Source organism: Variovorax sp. 10L421, from assembly GCF_056395365.1.
In genome coordinates this window covers 1-21,365 of the sequence record NZ_JBFTJJ010000021.1, presented here as the reverse complement: position 1 = coordinate 21,365, position 21,365 = coordinate 1, and the positions used below count along the sequence as shown (strand labels likewise).

General features: G+C 67.9%; 21 protein-coding genes. 10 read left to right on the top strand and 11 right to left on the bottom strand.

Features of this window, described 5'->3' with window-relative positions; genetic code table 11:
- Positions 1 to 119 precede the first annotated feature (119 nt).
- On the top strand, positions 120 to 1,748 hold the full coding sequence (locus AC1DFC_RS22615; protein ID WP_007833494.1) for a GMC family oxidoreductase: 1,629 nt from the start codon (positions 120 to 122) through the stop codon (positions 1,746 to 1,748).
- Between the two features lie 284 nt (positions 1,749 to 2,032).
- Positions 2,033 to 2,863 (top strand): alpha/beta fold hydrolase, encoded by an 831-nt coding sequence (locus AC1DFC_RS22610; RefSeq protein WP_007833495.1) that lies wholly within the window; start codon positions 2,033 to 2,035, stop codon positions 2,861 to 2,863.
- A gap of 42 nt (positions 2,864 to 2,905) precedes the next feature.
- Here the strand turns inward: AC1DFC_RS22610 and AC1DFC_RS22605 are convergent, their stop codons facing one another.
- The 7 genes from AC1DFC_RS22605 to AC1DFC_RS22575 form a co-directional block, all read right to left on the bottom strand.
- Entirely contained in the window at positions 2,906 to 3,949 is a 1,044-nt protein-coding gene (locus AC1DFC_RS22605) for an ABC transporter substrate-binding protein (RefSeq protein WP_413312295.1), read from the bottom strand.
- A 20-nt stretch (positions 3,950 to 3,969) separates the two neighbouring features.
- A complete protein-coding gene (locus tag AC1DFC_RS22600) occupies positions 3,970 to 5,124 on the bottom strand; it encodes an NAD(P)/FAD-dependent oxidoreductase (RefSeq protein ID WP_007833500.1) in 1,155 nt (384 codons plus the stop codon).
- A 61-nt stretch (positions 5,125 to 5,185) separates the two neighbouring features.
- On the bottom strand, positions 5,186 to 6,589 hold the full coding sequence (locus AC1DFC_RS22595; protein ID WP_413334192.1) for an FAD-dependent oxidoreductase: 1,404 nt from the start codon (positions 6,587 to 6,589) through the stop codon (positions 5,186 to 5,188).
- Complete coding sequence (locus AC1DFC_RS22590; RefSeq protein WP_007833505.1) at positions 6,586 to 6,891, bottom strand: (2Fe-2S)-binding protein; 306 nt, start codon at positions 6,889 to 6,891, stop codon at positions 6,586 to 6,588. The genes AC1DFC_RS22595 and AC1DFC_RS22590 overlap by 4 nt, the downstream gene beginning before the upstream one ends.
- The gene (locus AC1DFC_RS22585) at positions 6,892 to 7,686 is read right to left on the bottom strand and encodes an ABC transporter permease (protein ID WP_007833510.1); all 795 of its coding nucleotides are present in this window, start codon (positions 7,684 to 7,686) and stop codon (positions 6,892 to 6,894) included.
- The gene (locus AC1DFC_RS22580; RefSeq protein ID WP_413334194.1) at positions 7,683 to 8,543 is read right to left on the bottom strand and encodes an ABC transporter permease; all 861 of its coding nucleotides are present in this window, start codon (positions 8,541 to 8,543) and stop codon (positions 7,683 to 7,685) included. The genes AC1DFC_RS22585 and AC1DFC_RS22580 overlap by 4 nt, the downstream gene beginning before the upstream one ends.
- A complete protein-coding gene (locus AC1DFC_RS22575) occupies positions 8,540 to 9,619 on the bottom strand; it encodes an ABC transporter ATP-binding protein (protein ID WP_478180035.1) in 1,080 nt (359 codons plus the stop codon). The genes AC1DFC_RS22580 and AC1DFC_RS22575 overlap by 4 nt, the downstream gene beginning before the upstream one ends.
- A 218-nt stretch (positions 9,620 to 9,837) precedes the next feature.
- Here AC1DFC_RS22575 and AC1DFC_RS22570 point away from each other — a divergent pair, with 218 nt between their 5' ends.
- Entirely contained in the window at positions 9,838 to 10,698 is an 861-nt protein-coding gene (locus AC1DFC_RS22570; RefSeq protein ID WP_478180034.1) for an IclR family transcriptional regulator, read from the top strand.
- 2 nt (positions 10,699 to 10,700) lie between these two features.
- Here the strand turns inward: AC1DFC_RS22570 and AC1DFC_RS22565 are convergent, their stop codons facing one another.
- Positions 10,701 to 11,012 carry a hypothetical protein gene (locus tag AC1DFC_RS22565; RefSeq protein ID WP_007833524.1) on the bottom strand — a complete coding sequence of 104 codons (312 nt, stop codon included), beginning with the start codon at positions 11,010 to 11,012 and terminating at the stop codon, positions 10,701 to 10,703.
- The gene (locus tag AC1DFC_RS22560) at positions 11,009 to 11,554 is read right to left on the bottom strand and encodes a hypothetical protein (protein WP_478180033.1); all 546 of its coding nucleotides are present in this window, start codon (positions 11,552 to 11,554) and stop codon (positions 11,009 to 11,011) included. The genes AC1DFC_RS22565 and AC1DFC_RS22560 overlap by 4 nt, the downstream gene beginning before the upstream one ends.
- A 98-nt stretch (positions 11,555 to 11,652) precedes the next feature.
- Here AC1DFC_RS22560 and AC1DFC_RS22555 point away from each other — a divergent pair, with 98 nt between their 5' ends.
- The 5 genes from AC1DFC_RS22555 (at position 11,653) to AC1DFC_RS22535 (ending at position 17,807) form a co-directional block, all read left to right on the top strand.
- Entirely contained in the window at positions 11,653 to 12,072 is a 420-nt protein-coding gene (locus AC1DFC_RS22555) for an MAPEG family protein (RefSeq protein WP_007833526.1), read from the top strand.
- 122 nt (positions 12,073 to 12,194) lie between these two features.
- Positions 12,195 to 13,733, top strand: a complete 1,539-nt coding sequence (gene amaB / locus AC1DFC_RS22550; RefSeq protein ID WP_007833527.1) for an L-piperidine-6-carboxylate dehydrogenase — start codon at positions 12,195 to 12,197, stop codon at positions 13,731 to 13,733.
- A gap of 129 nt (positions 13,734 to 13,862) precedes the next feature.
- On the top strand, positions 13,863 to 14,759 hold the full coding sequence (locus tag AC1DFC_RS22545) for an amino acid ABC transporter substrate-binding protein (protein ID WP_007833528.1): 897 nt from the start codon (positions 13,863 to 13,865) through the stop codon (positions 14,757 to 14,759).
- Entirely contained in the window at positions 14,756 to 15,976 is a 1,221-nt protein-coding gene (locus tag AC1DFC_RS22540; RefSeq protein ID WP_007833529.1) for a pyridoxal phosphate-dependent aminotransferase, read from the top strand. The genes AC1DFC_RS22545 and AC1DFC_RS22540 overlap by 4 nt, the downstream gene beginning before the upstream one ends.
- Before the next feature lie 157 nt (positions 15,977 to 16,133).
- Positions 16,134 to 17,807: a thiamine pyrophosphate-binding protein gene (locus AC1DFC_RS22535; RefSeq protein WP_413336285.1), complete on the top strand. Its 1,674-nt coding sequence runs from the start codon at positions 16,134 to 16,136 to the stop codon at positions 17,805 to 17,807.
- A gap of 22 nt (positions 17,808 to 17,829) precedes the next feature.
- Here the strand turns inward: AC1DFC_RS22535 and AC1DFC_RS22530 are convergent, their stop codons facing one another.
- Complete coding sequence (locus AC1DFC_RS22530) at positions 17,830 to 18,129, bottom strand: hypothetical protein (RefSeq protein ID WP_413312313.1); 300 nt, start codon at positions 18,127 to 18,129, stop codon at positions 17,830 to 17,832.
- Positions 18,130 to 18,573: 444 nt separating this feature from the next.
- Between AC1DFC_RS22530 and AC1DFC_RS22525 the strand changes: the two genes are divergently transcribed.
- Together AC1DFC_RS22525 and chrA are read left to right on the top strand one after the other, a co-directional pair.
- Positions 18,574 to 19,332: a TSUP family transporter gene (locus AC1DFC_RS22525; protein ID WP_007833532.1), complete on the top strand. Its 759-nt coding sequence runs from the start codon at positions 18,574 to 18,576 to the stop codon at positions 19,330 to 19,332.
- Between the two features lie 20 nt (positions 19,333 to 19,352).
- Entirely contained in the window at positions 19,353 to 20,717 is a 1,365-nt protein-coding gene (gene chrA, locus AC1DFC_RS22520; protein WP_478180032.1) for a chromate efflux transporter, read from the top strand.
- 106 nt (positions 20,718 to 20,823) lie between these two features.
- On the opposite strand, the gene AC1DFC_RS22515 is transcribed toward chrA, so the two are convergent.
- Positions 20,824 to 21,365: tripartite tricarboxylate transporter permease (locus tag AC1DFC_RS22515; protein ID WP_478180031.1), on the bottom strand; the 542-nt coding region annotated here is incomplete at its 5' end.

Sequence of the window (21,365 nt, the reverse complement as noted above, 5' to 3'; positions counted from 1 at the left end):
AAGGGGGCGCTCCCGGCGGCCCGGCGGAGCCGGTTCCGCGGGAGCACTGGTACTGGCAAATGGCAACGGCGCGGTGGGGCGCCGTGGGCAAATAAGAACGAGCAGAAGGAGACAACCAATTGAGCGACACCACCTTCGACTACATCATCATCGGCGCCGGCACTGCCGGCTCGCTCATGGCGAACCGGCTCAGTGCCGACAAGAGCAAGCGCGTGCTGCTCATCGAGGCCGGCCGCAAGGACGACTACCACTGGATCCACATTCCGGTCGGCTACCTCTACTGCATCGGCAACCCGCGCACCGACTGGCTCTACAGCACCGAGCCCGACGCCGGCCTCAACGGCCGCGTGCTGCGCTACCCGCGCGGCAAGACGCTGGGCGGCTGCTCCAGCATCAACGGCATGATCTACATGCGCGGCCAGTCGCGTGACTACGAGCATTGGGCCGACCTCACCGGCGACGACGGCTGGCGCTGGCAAAACGTGCTGCCGGCCTTCAGGAAGCACGAGGACTTCTACCTCGGCGCCGACGAGATGCACGGCGCGGGCGGCGAATGGCGGGTGGAGAAGCAGCGCCTGCGCTGGGACATCCTCGACGCCTTTGCCGAAGCTGCGGTGCAGGCCGGCGTGCCGCACTCCACCGATTTCAATCGCGGCAGCAACGAGGGCGTGGGCTACTTCCAGGTCAACCAGAAGAACGGCTGGCGCTGGAACACCGCCAAGGCCTTCCTGCGCCCGACCTGCTACGGCCGGCCCAACTTCGAACTCTGGACCGGCGCGCAGGTCTCGCGCCTGCTGTTCGAGACGCTGCCCGACGGCACGCGTCGCTGCACGGGCGCGGAAGTGTGGAACGGCAGCGAGATGACCACCGCGACCGCGTCGCGCGAGGTTGTGTTGAGCGCAGGCTCCATCGGCTCGCCGCAGATCCTGCAGCTCTCGGGTGTCGGCCCGGCCGAGCTGCTGCGCCAGCACGGCATCGACGTGGTGCTCGATGCCCCTGGCGTCGGCGCCAATCTGCAGGATCACCTGCAGATCCGCGCGGTCTACAAGATCGCCGGCGCGCCCACGCTCAACGTGATGGCCTCGTCGATGGTCGGCAAGGCAAAGATCGGCCTCGAATACCTGCTCAAGCGCAGCGGCCCGATGAGCATGGCGCCCTCGCAGCTGGGCGCCTTCACGCGCAGCTCGCCCGAGCACGAATGGCCCAACCTGCAGTACCACGTGCAGCCGCTGTCGCTCGATGCCTTCGGCGATCCGCTGCACAGCTTTCCGGCCTTCACCGCGAGCGTGTGCAACCTCAACCCCACGAGCCGGGGCTCGGTGCGCATCAAGAGCAAGCGCTTTGAAGATGCGCCGGCCATCGCGCCCAACTACCTGAGCACCGACGAAGACCGCAAGGTGGCAGCCGACTCGCTGCGCGTGACGCGCCGCATCGCCGAGCAGCCCGCACTGGCCAAGTACAACCCGCAGGAATGGAAGCCCGGCGTGCAGTACCAGAGCGACGAAGATCTCGCGCGGCTGGCCGGCGACATCGCCACCACCATCTTCCATCCGGTCGGCACCACGAAGATGGGCGCCGAGGGCGACCCGATGGCCGTGCTCGATTCGCGGCTGCGCGTGCGCGGCGTGCAGGGCCTGCGCGTGGTCGATGCCGGCGCGATGCCGACCATCACCAGCGGCAACACCAACAGCCCGACATTGATGATGGCCGAGAAGGCAGCAGGCTGGATCGTCGAAGACAACCGCTGAGGTCGCGCGCAGGGTGACAACGTGAAAGGCGCAGGCATTTTGTTCAAGATTTGCCGCGCCGTTTAGCCGACAGTGCGTTGTCCGGCGAGGCAAATCCGCTTTCGCTGCCCAACAACCCTGCCCTGGAAAGAAGCATGTCCGACATCAAGACGACCCCCGCGACAGGTGCCTCGCGGCGACGTATTCTGGCCGGCGCGGCCGGCATCGCGACCGTGTCCGCCCTCGGTACTTCGAGCGCGGCTGCCGCGCAAAAGCACGCTGACCACACGAAAGGATCCCCCACCATGAGCTTTGTCACCACCAAGGACGGCACGAACATCTTCTACAAGGACTGGGGACCGCGCAACGCGCAGCCCATCGTCTTTCATCACGGCTGGCCCCTGAGCGCCGACGACTGGGACACGCAGATGCTGTTCTTCATCGGCAAGGGCTACCGCGTGATCGCGCACGACCGCCGCGGCCACGGCCGCTCCTCGCAGACCGCGGGCGGGCACGAGATGGACACCTACGCGTCGGACGTGGCGGCGCTGACCGACGCGCTGGACCTGAAGGACGCCGTGCACATCGGCCATTCGACGGGCGGCGGCGAGGTGGCGCGCTACGTGGCGCGCGCCAAACCGGGCCGCGTGGCCAAGGCCGTGCTGGTGGGCGCCGTGCCGCCCATCATGCTCAAGACAGCGGCCAACCCCGGCGGCCTGCCGATGGAGGTGTTCGACGGCTTCAGGGCCGCGCTCACGGCCAATCGCACGCAGTTTTTCATCGACATACCCACCGGCCCGTTCTACGGCTTCAACCGGCCGGGCGCGAAGGTCTCGCAGGGCCTCATCGACCGCTGGTGGCTGCAGGGCATGATGGGCGCGGCCAATGCGCACTACGAGTGCATCAAGGCCTTCTCCGAGACCGACTTCACCGAAGACCTGAAGAAGATCGACGTGCCGGTGCTCGTGATGCACGGCACCGACGATCAGGTCGTGCCCTATGCGAATTCGGGGCCGCTCGCAGCCAAGCTGCTCAAGCGCGGCACGCTGAAGAGCTACGAGGGCTACCCCCACGGCATGCTGTCCACGCATGCGGACGTGATCAACCCCGACCTGCTGGCGTTCGTGAAGAGCTGAGGCCGGGCGCGCCGCGGTGTGCGAACACCGCGGCGTGTCGCATCAACGCTCGATGGTCTTGTTCCAGCGCGCGTTCCACGCCGGCCGGTTCGCGTTGATGCTTTCCCAGTCGATGGTGACGGCGGTCTTCATCCACTTGTTGATGTCCGCCACCTGCGCCGCGCCTTCGCCCACGGCCGGGGCCTTGGGGTTGGTCGGGATCTGCGCGCCGTACTGCAGCACGTTGGCCTGAGCCACGGGGCTCAGCAAAAATTCGGCGAGCTTCTGCGACAGCTCGGGCTCGCTGTTGTTGGCGATCACGCACTGGCCGACCATGAGCACCACGGCGCCTTCCTTGGGCGGTGCGTACTCGACCGGAATGCCCTTGGTCTTGAGCGCGGCCACGGCCGTGGGCGTGAGCGGGAAGATTGCCGCTTCGCCGGTCTGCACCATCTCCGAGAGCTTGGCCGAGCTGGGGATGTACTCCAGCACGTTCGGCCCGATGGTGGTGGGCCAGGCCTTGAAGCCGGGCTCCACGTTCTTGTCGTTGCCGCCCTGGATGCGGTTGAACATCAGGAAGCCGTGCAGCCCGAAGGACGAGGACGACATCGACTGGAACACCACCTTGCCCTTGTACTTCGGGTCGGCCAGGTCCATCCACGAGGTGGGCGGCGCCCAGCCCTTTTCCTTGAACATCTTGGCGTTGTAGGCGAGGCCGGTCATGCCCAGGCTCACGCCGCTGGCCATGTCGTCCTTGAAGCGCGCGGCCGGGTAGATCTCGCTGAGGGACTGGCTGGGCTTCTGCTTCTGGCACAGGCCCATGCCGATGGCGCGCACCATGATGCCGTCGTCCAGGAACATCACGTGCATCTGCGGCTTGTCCTTGTTGGCCTGCGCCTTCGCGAGGATGTCGGAGGAGGTGCCGGGCACCACCACCACCTTCGCGCCGTAGGCCTTCTCGAAGGCGGGGAACACATACTGCGTGTACGCCTTCTCCATGGTGCCGCCGTTCATGCCGATGTAGATGGTCTTGGTCTGCGCGCTGGCGATGCCCGCGGCTGCGAGCAGCGCGGCGAGGAGGAAGGGGGACTTGGCGGTGCGGGACATGGTGATGCTCTCCAATCAGTTCAGGTGGGGGAAGCGGCGAGGGATGGGGAAACGGGTTCTTCGTCGAAGCGCTCGATGGCGAAGGCGTCGATGGGCGTGTCGCTTCGGCCGTCGCGCGCCAGCTCGGCCAGCACTTCGCCGGCGGCCGGGCCGATCTGGAAGCCCGCACCCGCGAAGCCGAAGCCGTGGAACAGCCCCGGTGTGGTGCGGCTCGGTCCGAGCACTGGTTCGCGGTCGGGCAGGTAGCCTTCGGTGCCGCCCCAGGTGCGGATGATGTGCGCGTGGCGCAGCGCGGGCAGCAGCTCGACGGCCTGCCGCGCGAGCACGGCGATGGCGTCGCTTTCGGCGCGAGCGCGTTCGGCATCGAGCGTGATGCCCGTGCCGCCGCCCATCACGAGGTTGCCGCGAGCCACCTGCCGGCAGTAGATGCCGCCGCCTTCCACGCCGAGGCTCCATTGCATGAAGTGCGGCACCGGCTCGGTCACTGCCATCATGGGGCTGCGCGAGAACATCGGCGGCTTCTCGCCGAACTGCGCCGCGATGGCGCCGGCCCATGCGCCCGCGCAGTTGAGCAGCAGGGGCGCCTGCACTTCGAGCGCGTTGCCGCTGCGCACCATGAACGTGGCGCCGTCGTGCGCGACCTCGTCGACCTTATGCCGCTCGAAGACCAGCGCACCCGCGCGCTGCGCCGCCAGCGCGAAGGCCGGCGACACGAGACGCGGATTGGCCTGCCCGTCTTCCGCGCACAGCGAGCCGCCCACGGCGCGAGTGCCGAGCCAGGGGCATTGCTGTCGCAGGCGCGTGGCGGAGATCAGTTCGAGGCCCAGGTCGAAGTCGCTGCTCATCGCGCGATAGCGCTCCAGCGAGGCCATGTCGGCTTCGCTGCGCGCGATCTTGAAATGGCCCGAGCGGACGTATTCGCCGTCGGTGCCCAGCAGCTCGGGCAGCCGGCCCCAGATGCGGTGCGCGCGCTGCGTCAGCGGCAACTGGCTCAGGGAGCGGCCCTGCCGGCGCACGCCGCCGAAGTTCACGCCGCTGGAGCGCGAGCCGCAGAGGTCGCGCTCGAGAAGCACCACGCTGGCGCCCATGCGGCGCAAGGCCAGCGCGGCGGAGGAGCCGACGATGCCGCCACCGATGATGGCGACGTCGGTTTGCAACTTCTTGATCGAGCTCATTCAATAACCTCCGCGCTTCGCGCTGCGGTGCGCGCTTGCTTGGGGCGGCCCGGCGCGGCACTCATGCGTCGGCCCCCTCGGCGGGCACGAGCCGGATCGGGATCGGCTTGATCGGCGCCTGCCCGCGCAGGCGGCCGACCTGCTGCAGCGGCTGCTGCGTCGCATGCGCGAGGATCTCGGCCGCGGCCACGCCGCACATGCGGCCCTGGCAGCGGCCCATGCCGACGCGCGACAGGGCCTTGAGCCGGTTCAGCTCGTCGGCACCGGCCGTGGCGACGGTCTGGCGCAAGGTGCCCGCCGTGACGTTTTCGCAGCGGCAGATCACGAGCTCGTCGGGCGCATGCGCGGCCCAGTCCTGCGGTACCGGGAAGGCGCGTTCGAGGCCCCGGCGGAAGCCAGCGAGCTTGTGCAGCCTGCGTTCGAGTTCGGCTGCGCGTGCCGTATCGACCGCCACGCCGTTGTCCGCCAGCAGCGCCAGCGCCGCTCGTTCGCCCGCCCACTCGGCCGCGTCCGCGCCCATGATGCCGGCGCCGTCGCCCGCGAGGTACACGCCCTCGACGCTGGAGCGCCCAGCCGCATCGCGCACCGGCAGGTGCGCGCGGTGCAGCGGCGCGTAGTCGAAGCGGCAGCCCAGCAGGTCGGCCAGCTGTGTTTCGGAGCGCAGCGCGTAGCCGAAGCCGACGGCGTCGCAGGCCAGCGTGCGTTCTCCGGCACCGTCCTGCCAGGCCACGCCGGTCACGCGGCTTTGCTGTTCGTCGCCGAGCACGCGCAACGGACGCACGCCGCTGTGCAAGGCCACGCCGTGCGCGCGCAGCCAGCCGACGTAGTACACGCCCTTCGCGAACACCGCGGGCTGGGTCAGCATCGCAGGTGTGGCCGCGAGCTGGTCGGCAAGGCGCGCGGTGTCGAGCACCGCGGCCACCTTCACGCCGGCCTTTGCATATTGATAAGCCACGAGGTACAGCAATGGCCCCGTGCCCATGAACACCACGCGCTGCCCGATGGCGCAGCCCTGGAACTTGAGCGCCACTTGCGCGCCGCCCAGCGTGTAGACGCCGGGCAGCGTCCAGCCCGGCACCGGCAGCACGCGGTCGGTGGCGCCCGTCGCCGCGATCAGGTGGCTGTAGGGCACGCGGCGGTTGCTGCGCGTGGGGTTGTGCATCACGTCGAGCCGATGGTCCTGGGCGTTCCACACCAGACTGTCGCCCAGATGCTCGATGCGGCCCTGCAGCGCGTCGAAGGCCGCGTGCACGGCATCGGCGCGCTTCGACTCGAAACCATAGAGCGTTCGCGCCGTGCGCTGCGCGAGGCCGGCTGGCGGGCGGCGGTAGATCTGCCCGCCGGCGCGCGGCGCCTCGTCGATCACCACGGGCCGCAGGCCATGCGCCACCAGTGTCTGCGTGGCGCGCACACCGGCCGGGCCGGCGCCGACGATCACGGGGCGGATTGCGTCTGCCTTCGTCATGCGCCGTTCTTTCCGGTGACCAGCGCCATGCCCGGCGCGATGAAGGTCGAGCAGGCGCGCAGCCGCTCGCCTTCGTCCGTGGCAATCCAGCAGTCCTGGCAGGCGCCCATCATGCAGAAGCCCGCGCGCGGAAGGCCGCTGAATTCGTTGCGCCGCAGCTGGTCGCATTGCGTGAGCACGGCAGTCAGCACGGTGTCGCCGGCCAGCGCGCTCGCGGGCGCGCCATCGAGGGTGAAGGGCACGGCTTCGCGCCCGCTTTTCTCGGCCACGCGGTGAAGCAGGGCGTGTGCAGTCATGGTCATCTATCTGCGCCCCACCAGCACGCGGTCGAGTCCGTAGACACGGTCGAGCAGCACCATTGCGAAGGCCGTGACGGCCACCATCAGCGCCGACACCGCGGCCATCAGCGGATCGATCGACTCGGTCGCGTACATGTACATGCGCACCGGCAGCGTCACCGTGCTCGGTGCGGTCACGAAGATCGACATCGTCACTTCGTCGAAGCTGTTGATGAACGACAGCATCCAGCCGCCCGTGACACCCGGCAGGATCATCGGCAGCGTGATGCGGCGGAACACCGTGGCCTGGCTCGCGCCCAGCGACAGCGCGGCCTGCTCGGCGCTGCGGTCGAAGCCCACCAGCGCCGCCACCACCAGCCGCAGCGTGTAGGGCGTGACGATGAGCGCATGCGCCATCACCAGCCAGCCGAAGCTGCCGGTGCCGCCGACCAGCGCGAACAGCCGCAGCAGCGCCACGCCCAGCACCAGGTGCGGCACGATCAGCGGCGAGAGGAACAGGCCGTTGAGGAAGTCGCGCCCCGGAAACGCGTAGCGCGTGATCGCCATGCCGGCCGGCACCGCGAGCAGCGTGGCGATGGTGGCCGAGCTCAGTGCGAGCCACAGGCTGTTCCAGAACGACTGCATGAAGTCGGGGTGCGCGAACACCGCCTTGAACCAGCGCAGCGAGAAGCTGGTGGTCGGAATGGTCAGCGTGTTCTCGGGCGTGAACGCCACGATGCACACGACCACCAGCGGCGCCAGCATGAAGGTGATGACGAGCGCGTTGAACGCGAGGGCGATGGGGCCGTTTCTTTTCATCCCAATGCCTTCTTGTAGCGGCCTTCGACCAGGCGGTTGTAGCTGAGCATGACCACGAGGTTGGCCACCAGCAGCACCAGCGCCACGGCCGCGCCCAGCGGCCAGTTGAGTTCGCTCAGGTATTCGTCGTAGACGATGGTCGCGACCATCTTCAGCCGGCGCCCGCCGAGCAAGCCGGGAATCGCGAACGAACTCGCGGCCAGGCCGAACACGATCAGGCTGCCCGAGAGAATGCCCGGCATCACCTGCGGCAGCACGATGCGCCGCAGCGTGGTGAAGGGCGTGGCATTGAGCGAGAGCGCCGCGTTCTCCACGCCGGGGTCGAGCTTTTGCAGCGAGGTCCACACCGGGATCACCATGAAGGGCAGCATCACGTGCACCAGCGCGATGATCACCGCCGTGTTGGTGTAGAGGATCTTCACGGGCCCGACGCCCAGCAATTGCAGCAGTGCGTTCACCGCGCCCTCGGGCCCGAGCAGCATGCTCCAGCCGAAGGCGCGCACCACCACCGACACGAGCAGCGGTGCGAGCACCACCAGCAGCAGCACCGAGCGCCATGGGTTGCGCATGCGGCTCAGCACGTAGGCCTCGGGTGCGCCGACGAGCACGCAGATCAGCGTGACCAGGCCCGAGACCCAGAAGGTGCGCCAGAAGATGCCGAGGTAGTACGAGTCGGAGAACACCAGCGCGTAGTGCGCCAGCGTGAACTCGCCGGACTTCGGGCCGGTGGCCGGGTCGTACACGTTGAACGACAGCACGGCCGTGAGTGCGAGCGGCACCAGCAGCAGCGCGCTGAACAGCAGCAGCGCGGGGCCGGAGAGCCACCAGGGCGTGGCCTTGTTCTGCAAGGTGCTCATGCCATCACGGCCTTCGCGGTGGCGTCCGCGGGCAGCAGCCGCATGCAGTGCGCCGGCCAGTCGATGCCGGTGCGGGCGCCTTCTTCGAGCGCATCGCGCCCATCGTTGGGGCTCAGCACCGTGAGGTCGCCGATGGGCGTGGCCACGCGGTAGAGCCACTGACTGCCGAGGAAGAAGCGTTCCTGTACCTCGCCGTCGAGCCGGCCCCGGCTCGTCGGCACGAGTTGCAGCTTCTCGGGCCGCACGCTCAGCAGCGCGGCCGTGTCGACGCCGAAGCCCGTGTCGTCCACGTCGAGCGAGAGCGCGCCGACTTCGACGCAGGTGCGCGCGGCGCCGCTGCCGGACACGCGGCAATCGAGCAGGTTGGCCTTGCCGACAAAGGTGGAGATGAAGCGCGTGCTCGGGTGTTCGTACACGCGCTGCGGATGGTCGATCTGCGTGGCGCAGCCGCCTTCCATCACCACCACGCGGTCGCTGATCGACATGGCTTCGCTCTGGTCGTGCGTGACCATCACCGTGGTGGTGCCGACCTTGCGCTGGATCTGCCGCAGCTCGAACTGCATCTCCTCGCGCAGCTTGGCGTCGAGGTTGGACAGCGGCTCGTCGAGCAGCAGCACCGGCGGCTCGATCACCAGCGCGCGCGACAGCGCCACGCGCTGCCGCTGGCCGCCCGAGAGTTCGCGCGGATAGCGCGTGGCATGCGCTTCGAGGTGCACCAGCGCCAGCGCCTGCTTCACGCGTTCGGCGCGCTCGGCCTTGGGCATCTTGCGCATCTCGAGGCCGAAGCTCACGTTGTCGGCCACCGTCATGTGCGGAAACAGGGCATAGGTCTGGAACACGATGCCCAGCCCGCGCGTGTTGGCCTTGGCGTGCGTGATGTCCTTGCCCGCGAGCTCGATGCGGCCGCTGCTCACCGCCTCGAAGCCCGCAATCATCTGCAGCGTGGTGGTCTTGCCGCAGCCCGAAGGGCCGAGCAGCGAGACGAACTCGCCCTTTTCTACCGTGAGGTTCATGGCCGACACCGCGCGGGTGGCGCCATAGAACTTGGTCACGTCGGTAAGCCGGAGGAATGACATGGAACGGGCCTTTCTTCGGGGGCGAAAAAGATGGCTCCAGGCACCTGGATTCATCCTGGTGCGGGCCATGGACAGCTTGCTGCTCTTGATTCACTCTATTGCAACGATTGCGCCAGATCGCCTCGGGTATTCCATTAATCAGAATCTTTATTCAATTTATTCCGATCAATGGAATATGATGGCTGCGATTGATACATCGGATTCCACAGGAGCAAGGTATGGAGACCTCTTCGGCGTCGCCGGCGGCCAGCGGCGGCGTGCCGCGCGTCTTTTCGGTGATCCGCGCGCTCGGCGCGGTGCAGGCCGAAGGCGGCCGCGTGACCCAGATCGCACGTTCCGTGGGCCTCACGCAGGCCACCACGCACCGTTTGCTGCAATCGCTCATGGCCGAAGGCATGGTCGAGCAGGACGAGCGCAGCAAGCTCTACCGGCTGAGCATCGATTTCTTCGCGCTCGCCGCGAGCGCGGGCAACCCGGGCGACCTGCGCTCCATTTGCCGGCCGGTGCTCTTGCGGTTGTGCGCGAGCCTGGGCGACAGCATCTTTCTATTGGCGCGCAGTGGCTTCGACGCGGTGTGCCTTGACCGCAGCGAAGGGCCGTTCCCGATTCGCTCGTTTACAGGCGACATCGGCGGGCGCATCGCGCTGGGCGTGGGGCAGGGCGCGCTGGCGATCCTGGCCTTCCTGCCCGAGGCCGAGCGCGAAGAGGTGATCCGCTTCAACCTCTCACGCGTGCGCGAGTACGGCGTGTACGACGAGGTGTACCTGCGCACCGAGATCGAGCGCGTGCGGCAGGCGGGCTATGCGGGGCGCAACACGGGCCTGCTCGAAGGCATGGCGGGCGTGGCCGTGCCGATCCTCGACCGCGAGGGGCGTGCCGTGGCGGCACTGAGCGTGGGCACGATTGCCGACCGGCTCAATGCAGACCGCATGCCGACGGTGGTCGAACTGCTCAAGCGCGAGGCCGCGGCCATCGGGCCGAAGATCAATCCGTTCGATGCGACGTTGAGGAGGCCCGCGCAGAGCCTGGCAAGCTCGCCGGCTGGGCAGCGCATCAGCCTGCCCGAGGCTCCGGCCTGAAGTCAGAGGCCGAAGAGCAAGACGACGACCATGACGGCCGCGCCCAGTGCGAAGTAGCCCACGACAAGCATCGTCGCCACAAAAAGCGCAAGGTAGATCGCGCGCCGCAGCACGCTCGGTGTCGAAGGAACGCAGCGCCAATAAATGACGGCCGCCCACAGAACGAGCACCACCTCTATGGCGTGGGCCATGATCACTTCGGCTTCGCCCGAGCGGAACATCGTCTTGCCAAGCACCGAGCCGATGATCCCCAGGATCGGGATCGCCACGGTCCAGGCGGCAACATTCAGCCCGAGACGCCAGCCGGGCTTCATCGGATCGCCTCACCTTTGAAGAAGTGCAGCGGCATGGGCTCTTCCCAGCCGGGCGTCTGGTAGCCCGCGACTCTGAGCTCGGGAACGTAGCCCATCACGCTTTTGAGAAGCGCGGCGAGATACGAGCTGCTGTTGTATTCGCCGGGGTTCATCCTGTCGCCCCGCAGCCGTGCAGGGAAGCTGTAGGGCGACACGTAGCTAGAAAAATTCAGGTCCCGCTTTATCAGTTCCTGAGAGAACGTCTCGGGACTCATGCCATTGGGCGCCGCCAATGGAATCTTGACCACGACACCCGGGGGCAGCGAATTTGTGTACATGTTGGTTCTGATCCGCAGCACGTTGCGCAGGCCCGCTTCCGCCATTGTGGGTTGCCCGTCAATGACGGTGATGCCGTTGTATGCGTCGTCAATGATGAGCGAAATGTGCAAGCTTGGATGCGGCTTGCCAACTTTGCCTATGGGTGCTGCGGCGATGCGCCCATAGAGCGTGAAGGTCGGTGCCGAATGCTGGATTCGACCGACCGAGACTGCTTCTGTCGTCACTGTTACTCCCTTTTTTAGTTCTTGACGCTGAGGCGTCGCGGGCATCATATCGAGCGGAAATTTCAGCTTTCCTCGTGTCCGCGCGAGGAGTCCCATTCATGAACAACCCCTCGATCCTCTACCCCGTATTCGCCCTCGCCGGCCTCACTGGCCTGGTGCTGCTGCTCATCCCCATCGTGCGCATCCGTGCCGTGCGGCGCCGCGAGGTCCGGGGCATCGATTTCAAGCTGGGCGAATCGGCTGCCGTGCCCGACGCCGTGCGTATCCCGAATCGCAACTACATGAACCTGTTGGAGCTGCCGGTGCTGTTCTATGTGGTGTGCCTGCTCTTCTACGTGGCGGCGCTTCCCACGCCCGCGGCGATCTGGCTGGCCTGGGTGTACGTCGGCCTGCGCGCGCTGCACAGCGTGGTGCACCTGACCTACAACCACGTGATCCACCGGCTGGTGCTGTTCGCCGCGAGCAACGGCATGCTGGTGGTGCTGTGGGTGATGGCTGCCGCCCGGTTGGTGCGCTAGCCATGAACGTGCGAGTTCATTCCTGAAACGCATCAGGTCCTTCCATATTTTCACTAGGCAAGCGCGCGGGATTCGCAGATATTGGCCGGGTCCTCCTTTCTCCTCCTTCCCGGAGCGCGTCCATGTCCGAAGCCAACACCTCCCCCTCCGTCCCCACCGAAGTCGAGCAGCTGCTGCAGCGCCTGGGCGTGCCCCCCGAGGCCCACACCGGGGGCGCGCTGACGGTGCGCTCGCCCGTCAGCGGCGAGGTCATCGCACAGGTGCCGCAGACCACGCCGGCCGAGGCCACCGCTGCCATCGGCCACGCGCACGAAGCCTTCAAGGCCTGGCGCAGCGTGCCGGCCCCGCGCCGCGGCGAGCTGGTGCGCCTGCTCGGCGAAGAGCTGCGCGCCGCCAAGGGCGACCTCGGGCGCCTCGTCACGCTGGAGGCCGGCAAGATCCCGTCCGAAGGCGCGGGCGAAGTGCAGGAAATGATCGATATCTGCGACTTCGCGGTCGGCCTCTCGCGCCAGCTCTACGGCCTCACGCTGGCCACCGAGCGCGCCGAGCACCGCATGATGGAAACCTGGCATCCGCTGGGCGTGTGCGGCGTGATCTCGGCCTTCAACTTCCCGGTGGCCGTGTGGTCGTGGAACGCGGCGCTGGCGCTGGTGTGCGGCGACTCGGTGGTGTGGAAGCCTTCCGAGAAGACGCCGCTGACCGCACTGGCCGTGCATGCCATCGCGAAGCGCGCCGTCGCGCGCTTCGGCGATGCGCCCGAGGGCCTGCTCGGCCTGCTGCTGGGCCAGCGTGACATCGGCGAGGTGCTGGTCGATGACCATCGCGTGCCGATCCTCTCGGCCACCGGCTCGACGGCAATGGGCCGCCAGGTGGGACCGAAGCTGGCCGCGCGCTTCGCCCGCGCGATTCTCGAACTCGGCGGCAACAACGCGGCCATCGTCACGCCCTCGGCCGACCTCGACCTCACGCTGCGCGGCATCGCGTTCGCTGCCATGGGCACGGCCGGCCAGCGCTGCACCACGCTGCGCCGCCTGTTCGTGCACGACAGCGTGTACGACGCGCTGGTGCCCAAGCTTGCGAAGGTTTATGGCAACGTGCAGGTGGGCGATCCGCGCGAGGCCGGCACGCTGGTCGGCCCGCTGATCGACCGCGCAGCCTTCGACGGCATGCAGAAGGCGCTCGGCGAAAGCCGCGAGGCCGGCGCCACGGTGCACGGCGGCCAGCGCGTCGAAGGCCTCGGCACCAAGGACGCGTACTACGTGCGCCCCGCGCTGGTCGAGCTGAAGACGCACGACGGCCCGGTGCTGCGCGAGACCTTCGCGCCCATCCTCTACGTGGTGCGCTACAGCTCGCTCGATGAGGCCATCGAATGGCACAACGCGGTGGGCGCGGGCCTGTCGTCGTCGATCTTCACGCTGAACGTGCGCGAGGCCGAGCGCTTCATGTCGAGCTCGGGCTCGGACTGCGGCATTGCCAACGTCAACATCGGCCCGAGCGGCGCGGAGATCGGCGGCGCCTTCGGTGGCGAGAAGGAAACCGGCGGCGGCCGCGAAGCCGGCTCCGACAGCTGGAAGGCGTACATGCGCCGTGCGACGAACACCATCAACTACTCGACGGCATTGCCCCTGGCGCAGGGCGTGACCTTCGACATCGGAGAGTAAGACTCACCCCAGGCTTCGCGCACTTCGTGTTGCTGCGCCAACCCCCTTTGGGGGGCGGCATCTGCGGCCCGGCGAAGCTGGTTCCGCGATGTCCCGCGAATCAAGAATAACCACCAGGAGACAGAAGACATGAGGACGAGATTCAAGACCATCGCCGCCGCAGCATCGCTCGCGTTCGCATTGGGCGCCGCCGCGCAAACCGCCGGCGGCACGCTCGACAAGATCAAGGCCAGCGGCAAGGTGGTGCTCGGCGTGCGCGAAGCCTCGCCGCCGATGGCCTACATGCTGGGCGCGGGCGAGAAGTACGTGGGCTACCACGTCGAGCTGTGCGAGCGCGTGCTGAAGGACATCGTGCCGCAGGCGAAGCTCGAATACATGGCCGTGACCGCGCAGAACACCATCCCCCTGGTGCAGAACGGCACGCTCGACATCGGCTGCGGCCCCACCACCAATAACACCGCACGCCAGCAGCAGGTGGCGTTCGCGCTCACCACGTACGTGAGCGAAGTGCGCATGGCGACCAAGGTCGACTCGGGCATCGCCAACCTCGACCAGCTCGCGGGCCGCAACGTGTCGGCATCGACCGGCACCACCGCCGTGCAGCTGCTGCGCAAGCGCGAGCGCGCGCAGAACGTCTCGTACAACACGATGCTCGGCAAGGACCACCTCGAGAGCTTTCTGCTGATGGAGTCGGGCCGCGCCGACGCCTTCGTGCTCGACGACAACCTGCTGGCCGGGATCATCGCGAACTCCAAGAACCCCGCGGCCTACCGCATCGTGGGCGAGCCGCTGGGCTCGGAGCCGATCGCGCTGCTGTTCCGCAAGGACGACCCGGCCTTCAAGGCCGCGGTGGACGATTCGCTGCGCCGCATGATGAAGAGCGGCGACCTGGAGAAGATCTACGCCAAGTGGTTCGTGGCGGCCATCCCGCCGAAGAACACGAGCCTGAACCTGCCGATGAGCACGGCGCTCAAGCAGCTGATGCTCGAACCCAACGACAAGCCACTGGAGGCCTACGCCAAGTGACCACGGACACTGTCGTCTTCTCGCCGGCGCAGCGCGTGCGCGCCATCGGCGTCTCGGAAATCCTGCGCATCACCGACCACGCCAACGCGCTCAAGCGCGCGGGCCGTCCGGTGATCGTGCTGGGCGCGGGCGAGCCCGACTTCGACACGCCGCAGAATGTGCGCGACGCGGCGGTGCGCGCCATCGGGCGCGGCGACACGCGCTACACGGTGCTCGACGGCAGCCCGGCGATGAAGGCGGCAGTGCAGCTGAAGTTCAAGCGCGACAACGCGCTCGACTTTGCACTCGACGAGATCAGCGTGAGCGCAGGCGCCAAGCAGGTGATCTTCAACGCGCTGATGGCCAGCCTGGACCCGGGCGATGAAGTCATCCTGCCCGCGCCGTACTGGACCTCGTACGCCGACATCGTGCAGATCTGCGGCGGTGTGCCGGTGCCGGTGGCGTGCACCGAGGCGAATGGCTTCCGGCTCGATGCCGCGCAGCTCGAGGCGGCGATCACGCCGCGCACGCGCTGGCTGTTCGTCAATTCGCCGTCGAACCCGAGCGGCGCGGCCTACAGCGCGGCGCAGCTGAAGCCGCTGTGCGAGGTGCTGCTGCGGCATCCGCAGGTGTGGGTGCTGGCCGACGACATCTACGAACACATCCTCTACGACGGACTGGCATTCGCGACGCCGGTGGCGGTGGAGCCGCGCCTGCGCGAACGCACGCTGACCGTCAACGGCGTATCGAAGGCCTATGCGATGACCGGCTGGCGCGTGGGCTACGGCGCGGGGCCGCGCGCGCTGGTCGCGGCGATGGCCGTGGTGCAGAGCCAGACGACCTCGTGCCCTTCGTCGATCAGCCAGGCCGCGGCCATCGAGGCGCTGACCGGGCCGCAGGAGATCGTGGCCGAGCGCTGCGCCGACTTCCAGGCGCGGCGCGACTTCGTGGTGGCCGCGCTGAACCGCGCGCCGGGGCTGCATTGCCGCGTGCCCGAAGGCGCGTTCTATACCTTCGCCAGCTGCGCCGGCGCGCTCGGCAAGCGCACGCGCGGCGGCACGCTGCTGCAGACGGACAGCGACTTCTGCCGCTACCTGCTGCAGGAGTTCGAGGTGGCGGTGGTGCCGGGCAGCGTGTTCGGGCTGGCGCCGTATTTCCGCATCTCGTATGCGACGTCGATGGCGCAGCTGGAAGAGGCATGCCAGCGCATCGCTGCTGCATGCGAAGCCCTCGAATGACCCCGCATTTCTCCCTTCCCCGCTGGGGGAGGGCAGGGGTTGGGGCAGGCGGCATGTCAATTGCCGTCGGCTCATCCCACGCCGCTTGCCCCCATCCCAGCCTTCCCCCAGAGGGGGAAGGAGCAAGACCCAACACCTTCATTCCATTGGACACAGCATGACTTCCTCCCGCACCGGCGGCCAGATCCTGGTCGACCAGCTCATCACCCACGGCGTCAGGCAGCTGTTCTGCGTGCCCGGCGAAAGCTTTCTGGCCGTGCTCGACGCGCTGCATGACGCATCGATCGACGTGACCGTGTGCCGCCAGGAAGGCGGCGCGGCGATGATGGCCGAGGCGCAGGGCAAGCTCACGGGCCAGCCCGGCATCTGCTTCGTCACGCGCGGCCCCGGCGCCACCAACGCGGCGGCCGGCGTGCACATCGCGCACCAGGACTCGACGCCGCTGCTGCTGTTCGTGGGCCAGGTCGCGCGCGACGCCATGGGCCGCGAGGCTTTTCAGGAGCTGGACTACGGCGCGGTGTTCGGCACCATGGCCAAGTGGGTGGTGCAGATCGACGATCCGGCGCGTGTGCCCGAGCTCGTGTCGCGTGCCTTCCATGTCGCCACCTCCGGCCGACCCGGGCCGGTGGTGATCGCGCTGCCCGAGGACATGCTGACCGAGGCCGCAGCGGTGGCCGACGCGCAGCCCTACGCGGTGACCGAAACCCATCCCGGCGCGGCGCAGCTCGCCGAGCTGCAGCAGCGGTTGTCGCAGGCGCAGCGCCCGGTGGTCATCCTCGGCGGCAGCCGCTGGTCGGAGCAGGCGGCGCTGCAGTTCGCTGATTTCGCGGCCGCGTTCTCGCTGCCCGTGTACTGCTCGTTCCGCCGCCAGATGCTGATGTCGGCCGAGCACCCCTGCTATGCGGGCGACCTGGGCCTGGGCGCCAACCCGCGCATGCTGGAGCGCATCCGCAATGCCGACCTCGTGCTGCTGGTCGGCGGGCGCCTGTCGGAAGTGCCGTCACAAGGCTACGAACTGCTGGCGATCCCGCAACCGAAGCAGGCCCTGGTGCATGTGCACGCCGATGCCAACGAGCTCGGCAAGCTCTACCGCCCGGCGCAGGGCATTCACGCCACGCCGCGGGCGTTCGCCGAAGCGGTGTCCACGCTGCGCCCCGCCCAAGCGCCGGCCTGGCAGGCAGAGACAAAGACCGCACGCGAAGACTTCCTGCGCTGGAGCGACCCGGCCCCCATCCGCATTCCCGGCCCGCTGCAGATGGGCGAGGTCATGCAGCACCTGCGCGAAGTGCTGCCGGCCGACACCATCTTCTGCAACGGCGCGGGCAACTTCGCCACGTGGGTGCACCGCTTCTGGCCGTTCCGCGCCTTCGCGAGCCAGCTCGCGCCCACCAGCGGCTCGATGGGCTACGGCCTGCCGGCCGGCGTCGGCGCCAAGAGGCTGTGGCCGCAGCGCGAGGTGGTCGTGTTCGCGGGCGACGGCGACTTCATGATGCACGGCCAGGAGTTCGCCACCGCCGTGCAGTACGGCCTGCCGATCATCGTGGTGCTGCTGGACAACGCCATGTACGGCACGATCCGCATGCACCAGGAAAAGCACTATCCCGGCCGCATCAGCGCCACGCAATTGAAGAACCCCGATTTCCGCGGCTATGCCGAAGTGTTCGGCGGCCACGGCGAACGCGTGACCAGCACCGAAGAGTTCGGCCCCGCGCTGGCCCGTGCGCGTGCGAGCGGCAAGCCGGCGATCCTGCACTGCCTGCTCGATCCGGAAGCGATCACGCCGGGCAGCACGCTGCAGTCGATCCGCAAGGCCGCGCTGGCCGCGTCCTGAACAGCGCCGCGGCAGGAAGGCGTCAGCCCAGTCCGTCCGCGTGGCGAGTGGGTGTGGGCAGGGCGCCGTCGGGCTGCCGCGCCGCCAGCCGCTTGGCCCGAGCCAAAGGTTCCATCGCCTGTTCGAGCCGCATCGCGAGCTGGTAGAGCTCCTCGTCCCTGGTGTCCGCGGCATGCGCGCGCGTCATGCGCACGATCTCGGCGGCGTATTCGGCGTTGGTGGCCATCCATTCGGTGTCGGTCACGCGCCCGTGCTTTCGCCGAAGCGCCACATGAAGGCGCGCGGCGAGGGCGATGCGTTCGCTTTCGGACATGGATGGCATGCTTCCTCCGTCGGGTGGGCGACTCCCGGGTTCTTCCTGATGTGCAAGATCGGGGCCTGACCGCGCGTGCATGAATTGTGCCGCGCCGTTAACCATCGGAAACACTTTGGTTTGCGAATCGGGCTTTCCGGGCCGGCAAAGCGGGTAATTCCCAATGCACTGAGGCGGTGCGCCCCCTAAAGTCTGCGCACTCGCGAACGGGCCCTGCTCGTGCTGCCGAGGGTCCGAGGAGACAAATCTCGAGCAACTATAAAAATGCTTCCAAGGCTCCGTACGAGATGCCGTGTTTGACTTTGAAGGGCGCCGCTGGTCGGCGCCTTTTTTATGCCCGCGCGCGCCGTGCCCGAAGGGTTTTTCCTCAGTGCCAAATTGACCTCCCACAAAGGCCACGCGTGCACATGAAGCTATATTTTCGATAGCGCCACGAGTGAGACAATCGCCGCCATGGAAATGCTGGTGGTGACGGGCGCTTCGCTGCTCGCGGGTTTTGTCGATTCGATCGTGGGCGGAGGCGGGTTGATCCTGGTGCCGGCGCTGTTTGCCGTGTTCCCGGGCGCGACGCCGGCAACGCTGCTGGGCACCAACAAGAGTGCGTCCATTTGGGGCACGGCAGCCGCCGCGGCCCAGTTCAGCCAGCGGGTGCAGATGCGCTGGGGCGCGCTTTGGCCTGCCGCGGTGCTCGGTTTCGCCGGCTCGATGCTGGGCGCCTGGGGCGTCACGCTATTCCCGGGCGACTTCCTGCGCCGGGCGCTGCCGGTCATCCTGCTGGGCGTGCTGCTCTACACGCTGGCGCGCAAGGACATGGGGCGGATGCATGCGCCGCGCTTCTCCGGCCGGGCCGAGACGCTGGCGGCCTGCACCATCGGCCTGACGATCGGGTTCTACGACGGCTTCTTCGGGCCGGGCGCGGGGAGCTTCCTGGTGTTCCTGTTCGTGCGCTGGATGGGCTACGACTTCCTCAACGCCTCGGCCTCGGCCAAGATCATCAACACGCTGACCAACGCCGCGGCGCTGATCCTGCTGGCTGCCAAGGGCCATGTCTGGTGGCACTACGGGCTGGTGATGGCGGTGGCCAACGTGGCGGGCAGCCTGCTCGGCACGCGGGTTGCACTGAAGCACGGGGCGGGCTTCGTGCGGGTGGTGTTCATCGTGGTGGTGAGCGCGCTGATCCTGAAGACCGCCTACGACGCGTTCCTGAAATAGCGAAACACGAAAGTCAGCCGATGTCCTCCTCCGAAGCGCCTGCCGAGCCGCCCGTCCCCGTCAGCTTCTGGCAGGCCTTCGGCTATTGGCTCAAGCTGGGCTTCATCAGCTTCGGCGGGCCTGCCGGGCAGATCGCGCTGATGCACCAGGAACTGGTGGAGCGCCGCCGCTGGATCTCGGAGAAGCGATTCCTCCATGCGCTGAATTACTGCATGGTGCTGCCCGGCCCCGAGGCGCAGCAGCTTGCGACCTACATCGGCTGGCTCATGCACCGCACCTGGGGCGGCATCGTGGCGGGAGGGCTGTTCGTGCTGCCGTCGCTGTTCATCCTGATCGCGTTGTCGTGGGTCTACATGGCGTATGGACAGGTGCCGGCGGTGGCGGGGCTGCTCTACGGCGTAAAGCCTGCGGTGACGGCCATCGTGCTGTTCGCGGCATGGCGCATCGGCTCGCGGGTGCTGAAGAACGCCTGGCTCTGGGCGATCGCGGCGGCCGCCTTCGTGGCGATCTTTGCGCTTCGCGTGCCGTTTCCGCTGATCGTGCTCGTGGCGGGGGCCATCGGCTACCTTGGCAGCCGGGTGGCGCCAGAGCGCTTCGCGCCGGGCGGCGCTCACGCCGCGGCGGCCGCCTCGGTCGGTCCCGCACTGATCGACGACGACACGCCGACGCCCGCGCATGCGCGCTTCGGCTGGGGCCGCTTCTTGCGCGTGCTGGGCGTGTTCCTCGCGCTGTGGCTCGTCGCCATCGGCGCCCTCGCGGCACTGTTCGGCTGGCACGGCGCGCTCACGCAGATGGGCTGGTTCTTCACCAAGGCCGCGCTGCTGACCTTCGGCGGCGCCTATGCGGTGCTGTCCTACGTGTTCCAGGGCGCGGTCGACCACTACGGCTGGCTCAGCGCCACGCAGATGATCGACGGGCTCGCGCTGGGTGAAACCACGCCGGGGCCGCTGATCATGGTGGTGTCGTTCGTGGGCTTCGTGGGCGGCTGGAACCAGGCGTTGTTCGGCGGGCAGTCGCTGTTCCTGGCGGGCGCGGTGGCGGCGACGGTGGTGAGCTTCTTCACCTTCCTGCCATCGTTCCTGTTCATCCTGCTGGGCGGGCCGTTCATCGAATCGACGCACGGCAACCTGAAGCTCACCGCGCCGCTGACGGCCATCACGGCGGCCGTGGTGGGCGTGATCGTCAACCTCGCGGTGTTCTTCGCCTGGCACGTGCTGTGGCCGAAGGGCGCGGGCGGTGGCTTCGACGCGGCATCGGCGGCGATCGGGCTGATCGCCGCCGTGGCGCTGTTCCGCTTCAAGGCCGGGGTGATCCCGGTGGTGCTCGGCGCGGCCCTGCTCGGACTGGCCTGGCAACAGGCGCTGCTGCCGCTACTCCAGCGCTGACTATTCCAGGAACACCGCGGAACCGGCTCCGCCGGGCCGCAGGTGTTGCCCCCGGAAGGGGGTTGGCGCAGCGACACGAAGTGCGCGCAGCCTGGGGGCGAGCCAATTACTCCTCGACGAAGGCTTCTTCGCGCTTGGCCTTGATCGCCGGCAGCAGCACGATGCCAAGCAGCAGCGCCGCAGCCACCAGCAGTCCCGCCGACAGCGGCCGCGTGACGAACACGCTCCACGCACCGCGCGACAGCAGCAGCGCGCGCCGCAGGTTCTCTTCCATCATCGGGCCCAGGATGAAGCCCAGCAGCAGCGGGGCGGGCTCGGTGCGCAGCTTCAGGAACAGGTAGCCGATGAAGCCGAAAGCCGCCACCATCCAGATGTCGAAGGTGTTGTTGTTGGTCGAGTACACGCCGATCGCGCAGAACAGCACGATCGCCGGGAACAGGAACTTGTAGGGCACCGTCAGCAGCTTGATCCACATGCCGATCAGCGGCAGGTTCAGCACGATCAGCATCGCGTTGCCGATCCACATCGAGGCGATCAGGCCCCAGAACAGCTCGGGGTTGCTGGTCATCACCTGCGGGCCGGGCTGGATGTTGTGGATCGTCATCGCACCCACCATCAGCGCCATCACCGCGTTGGGCGGAATGCCCA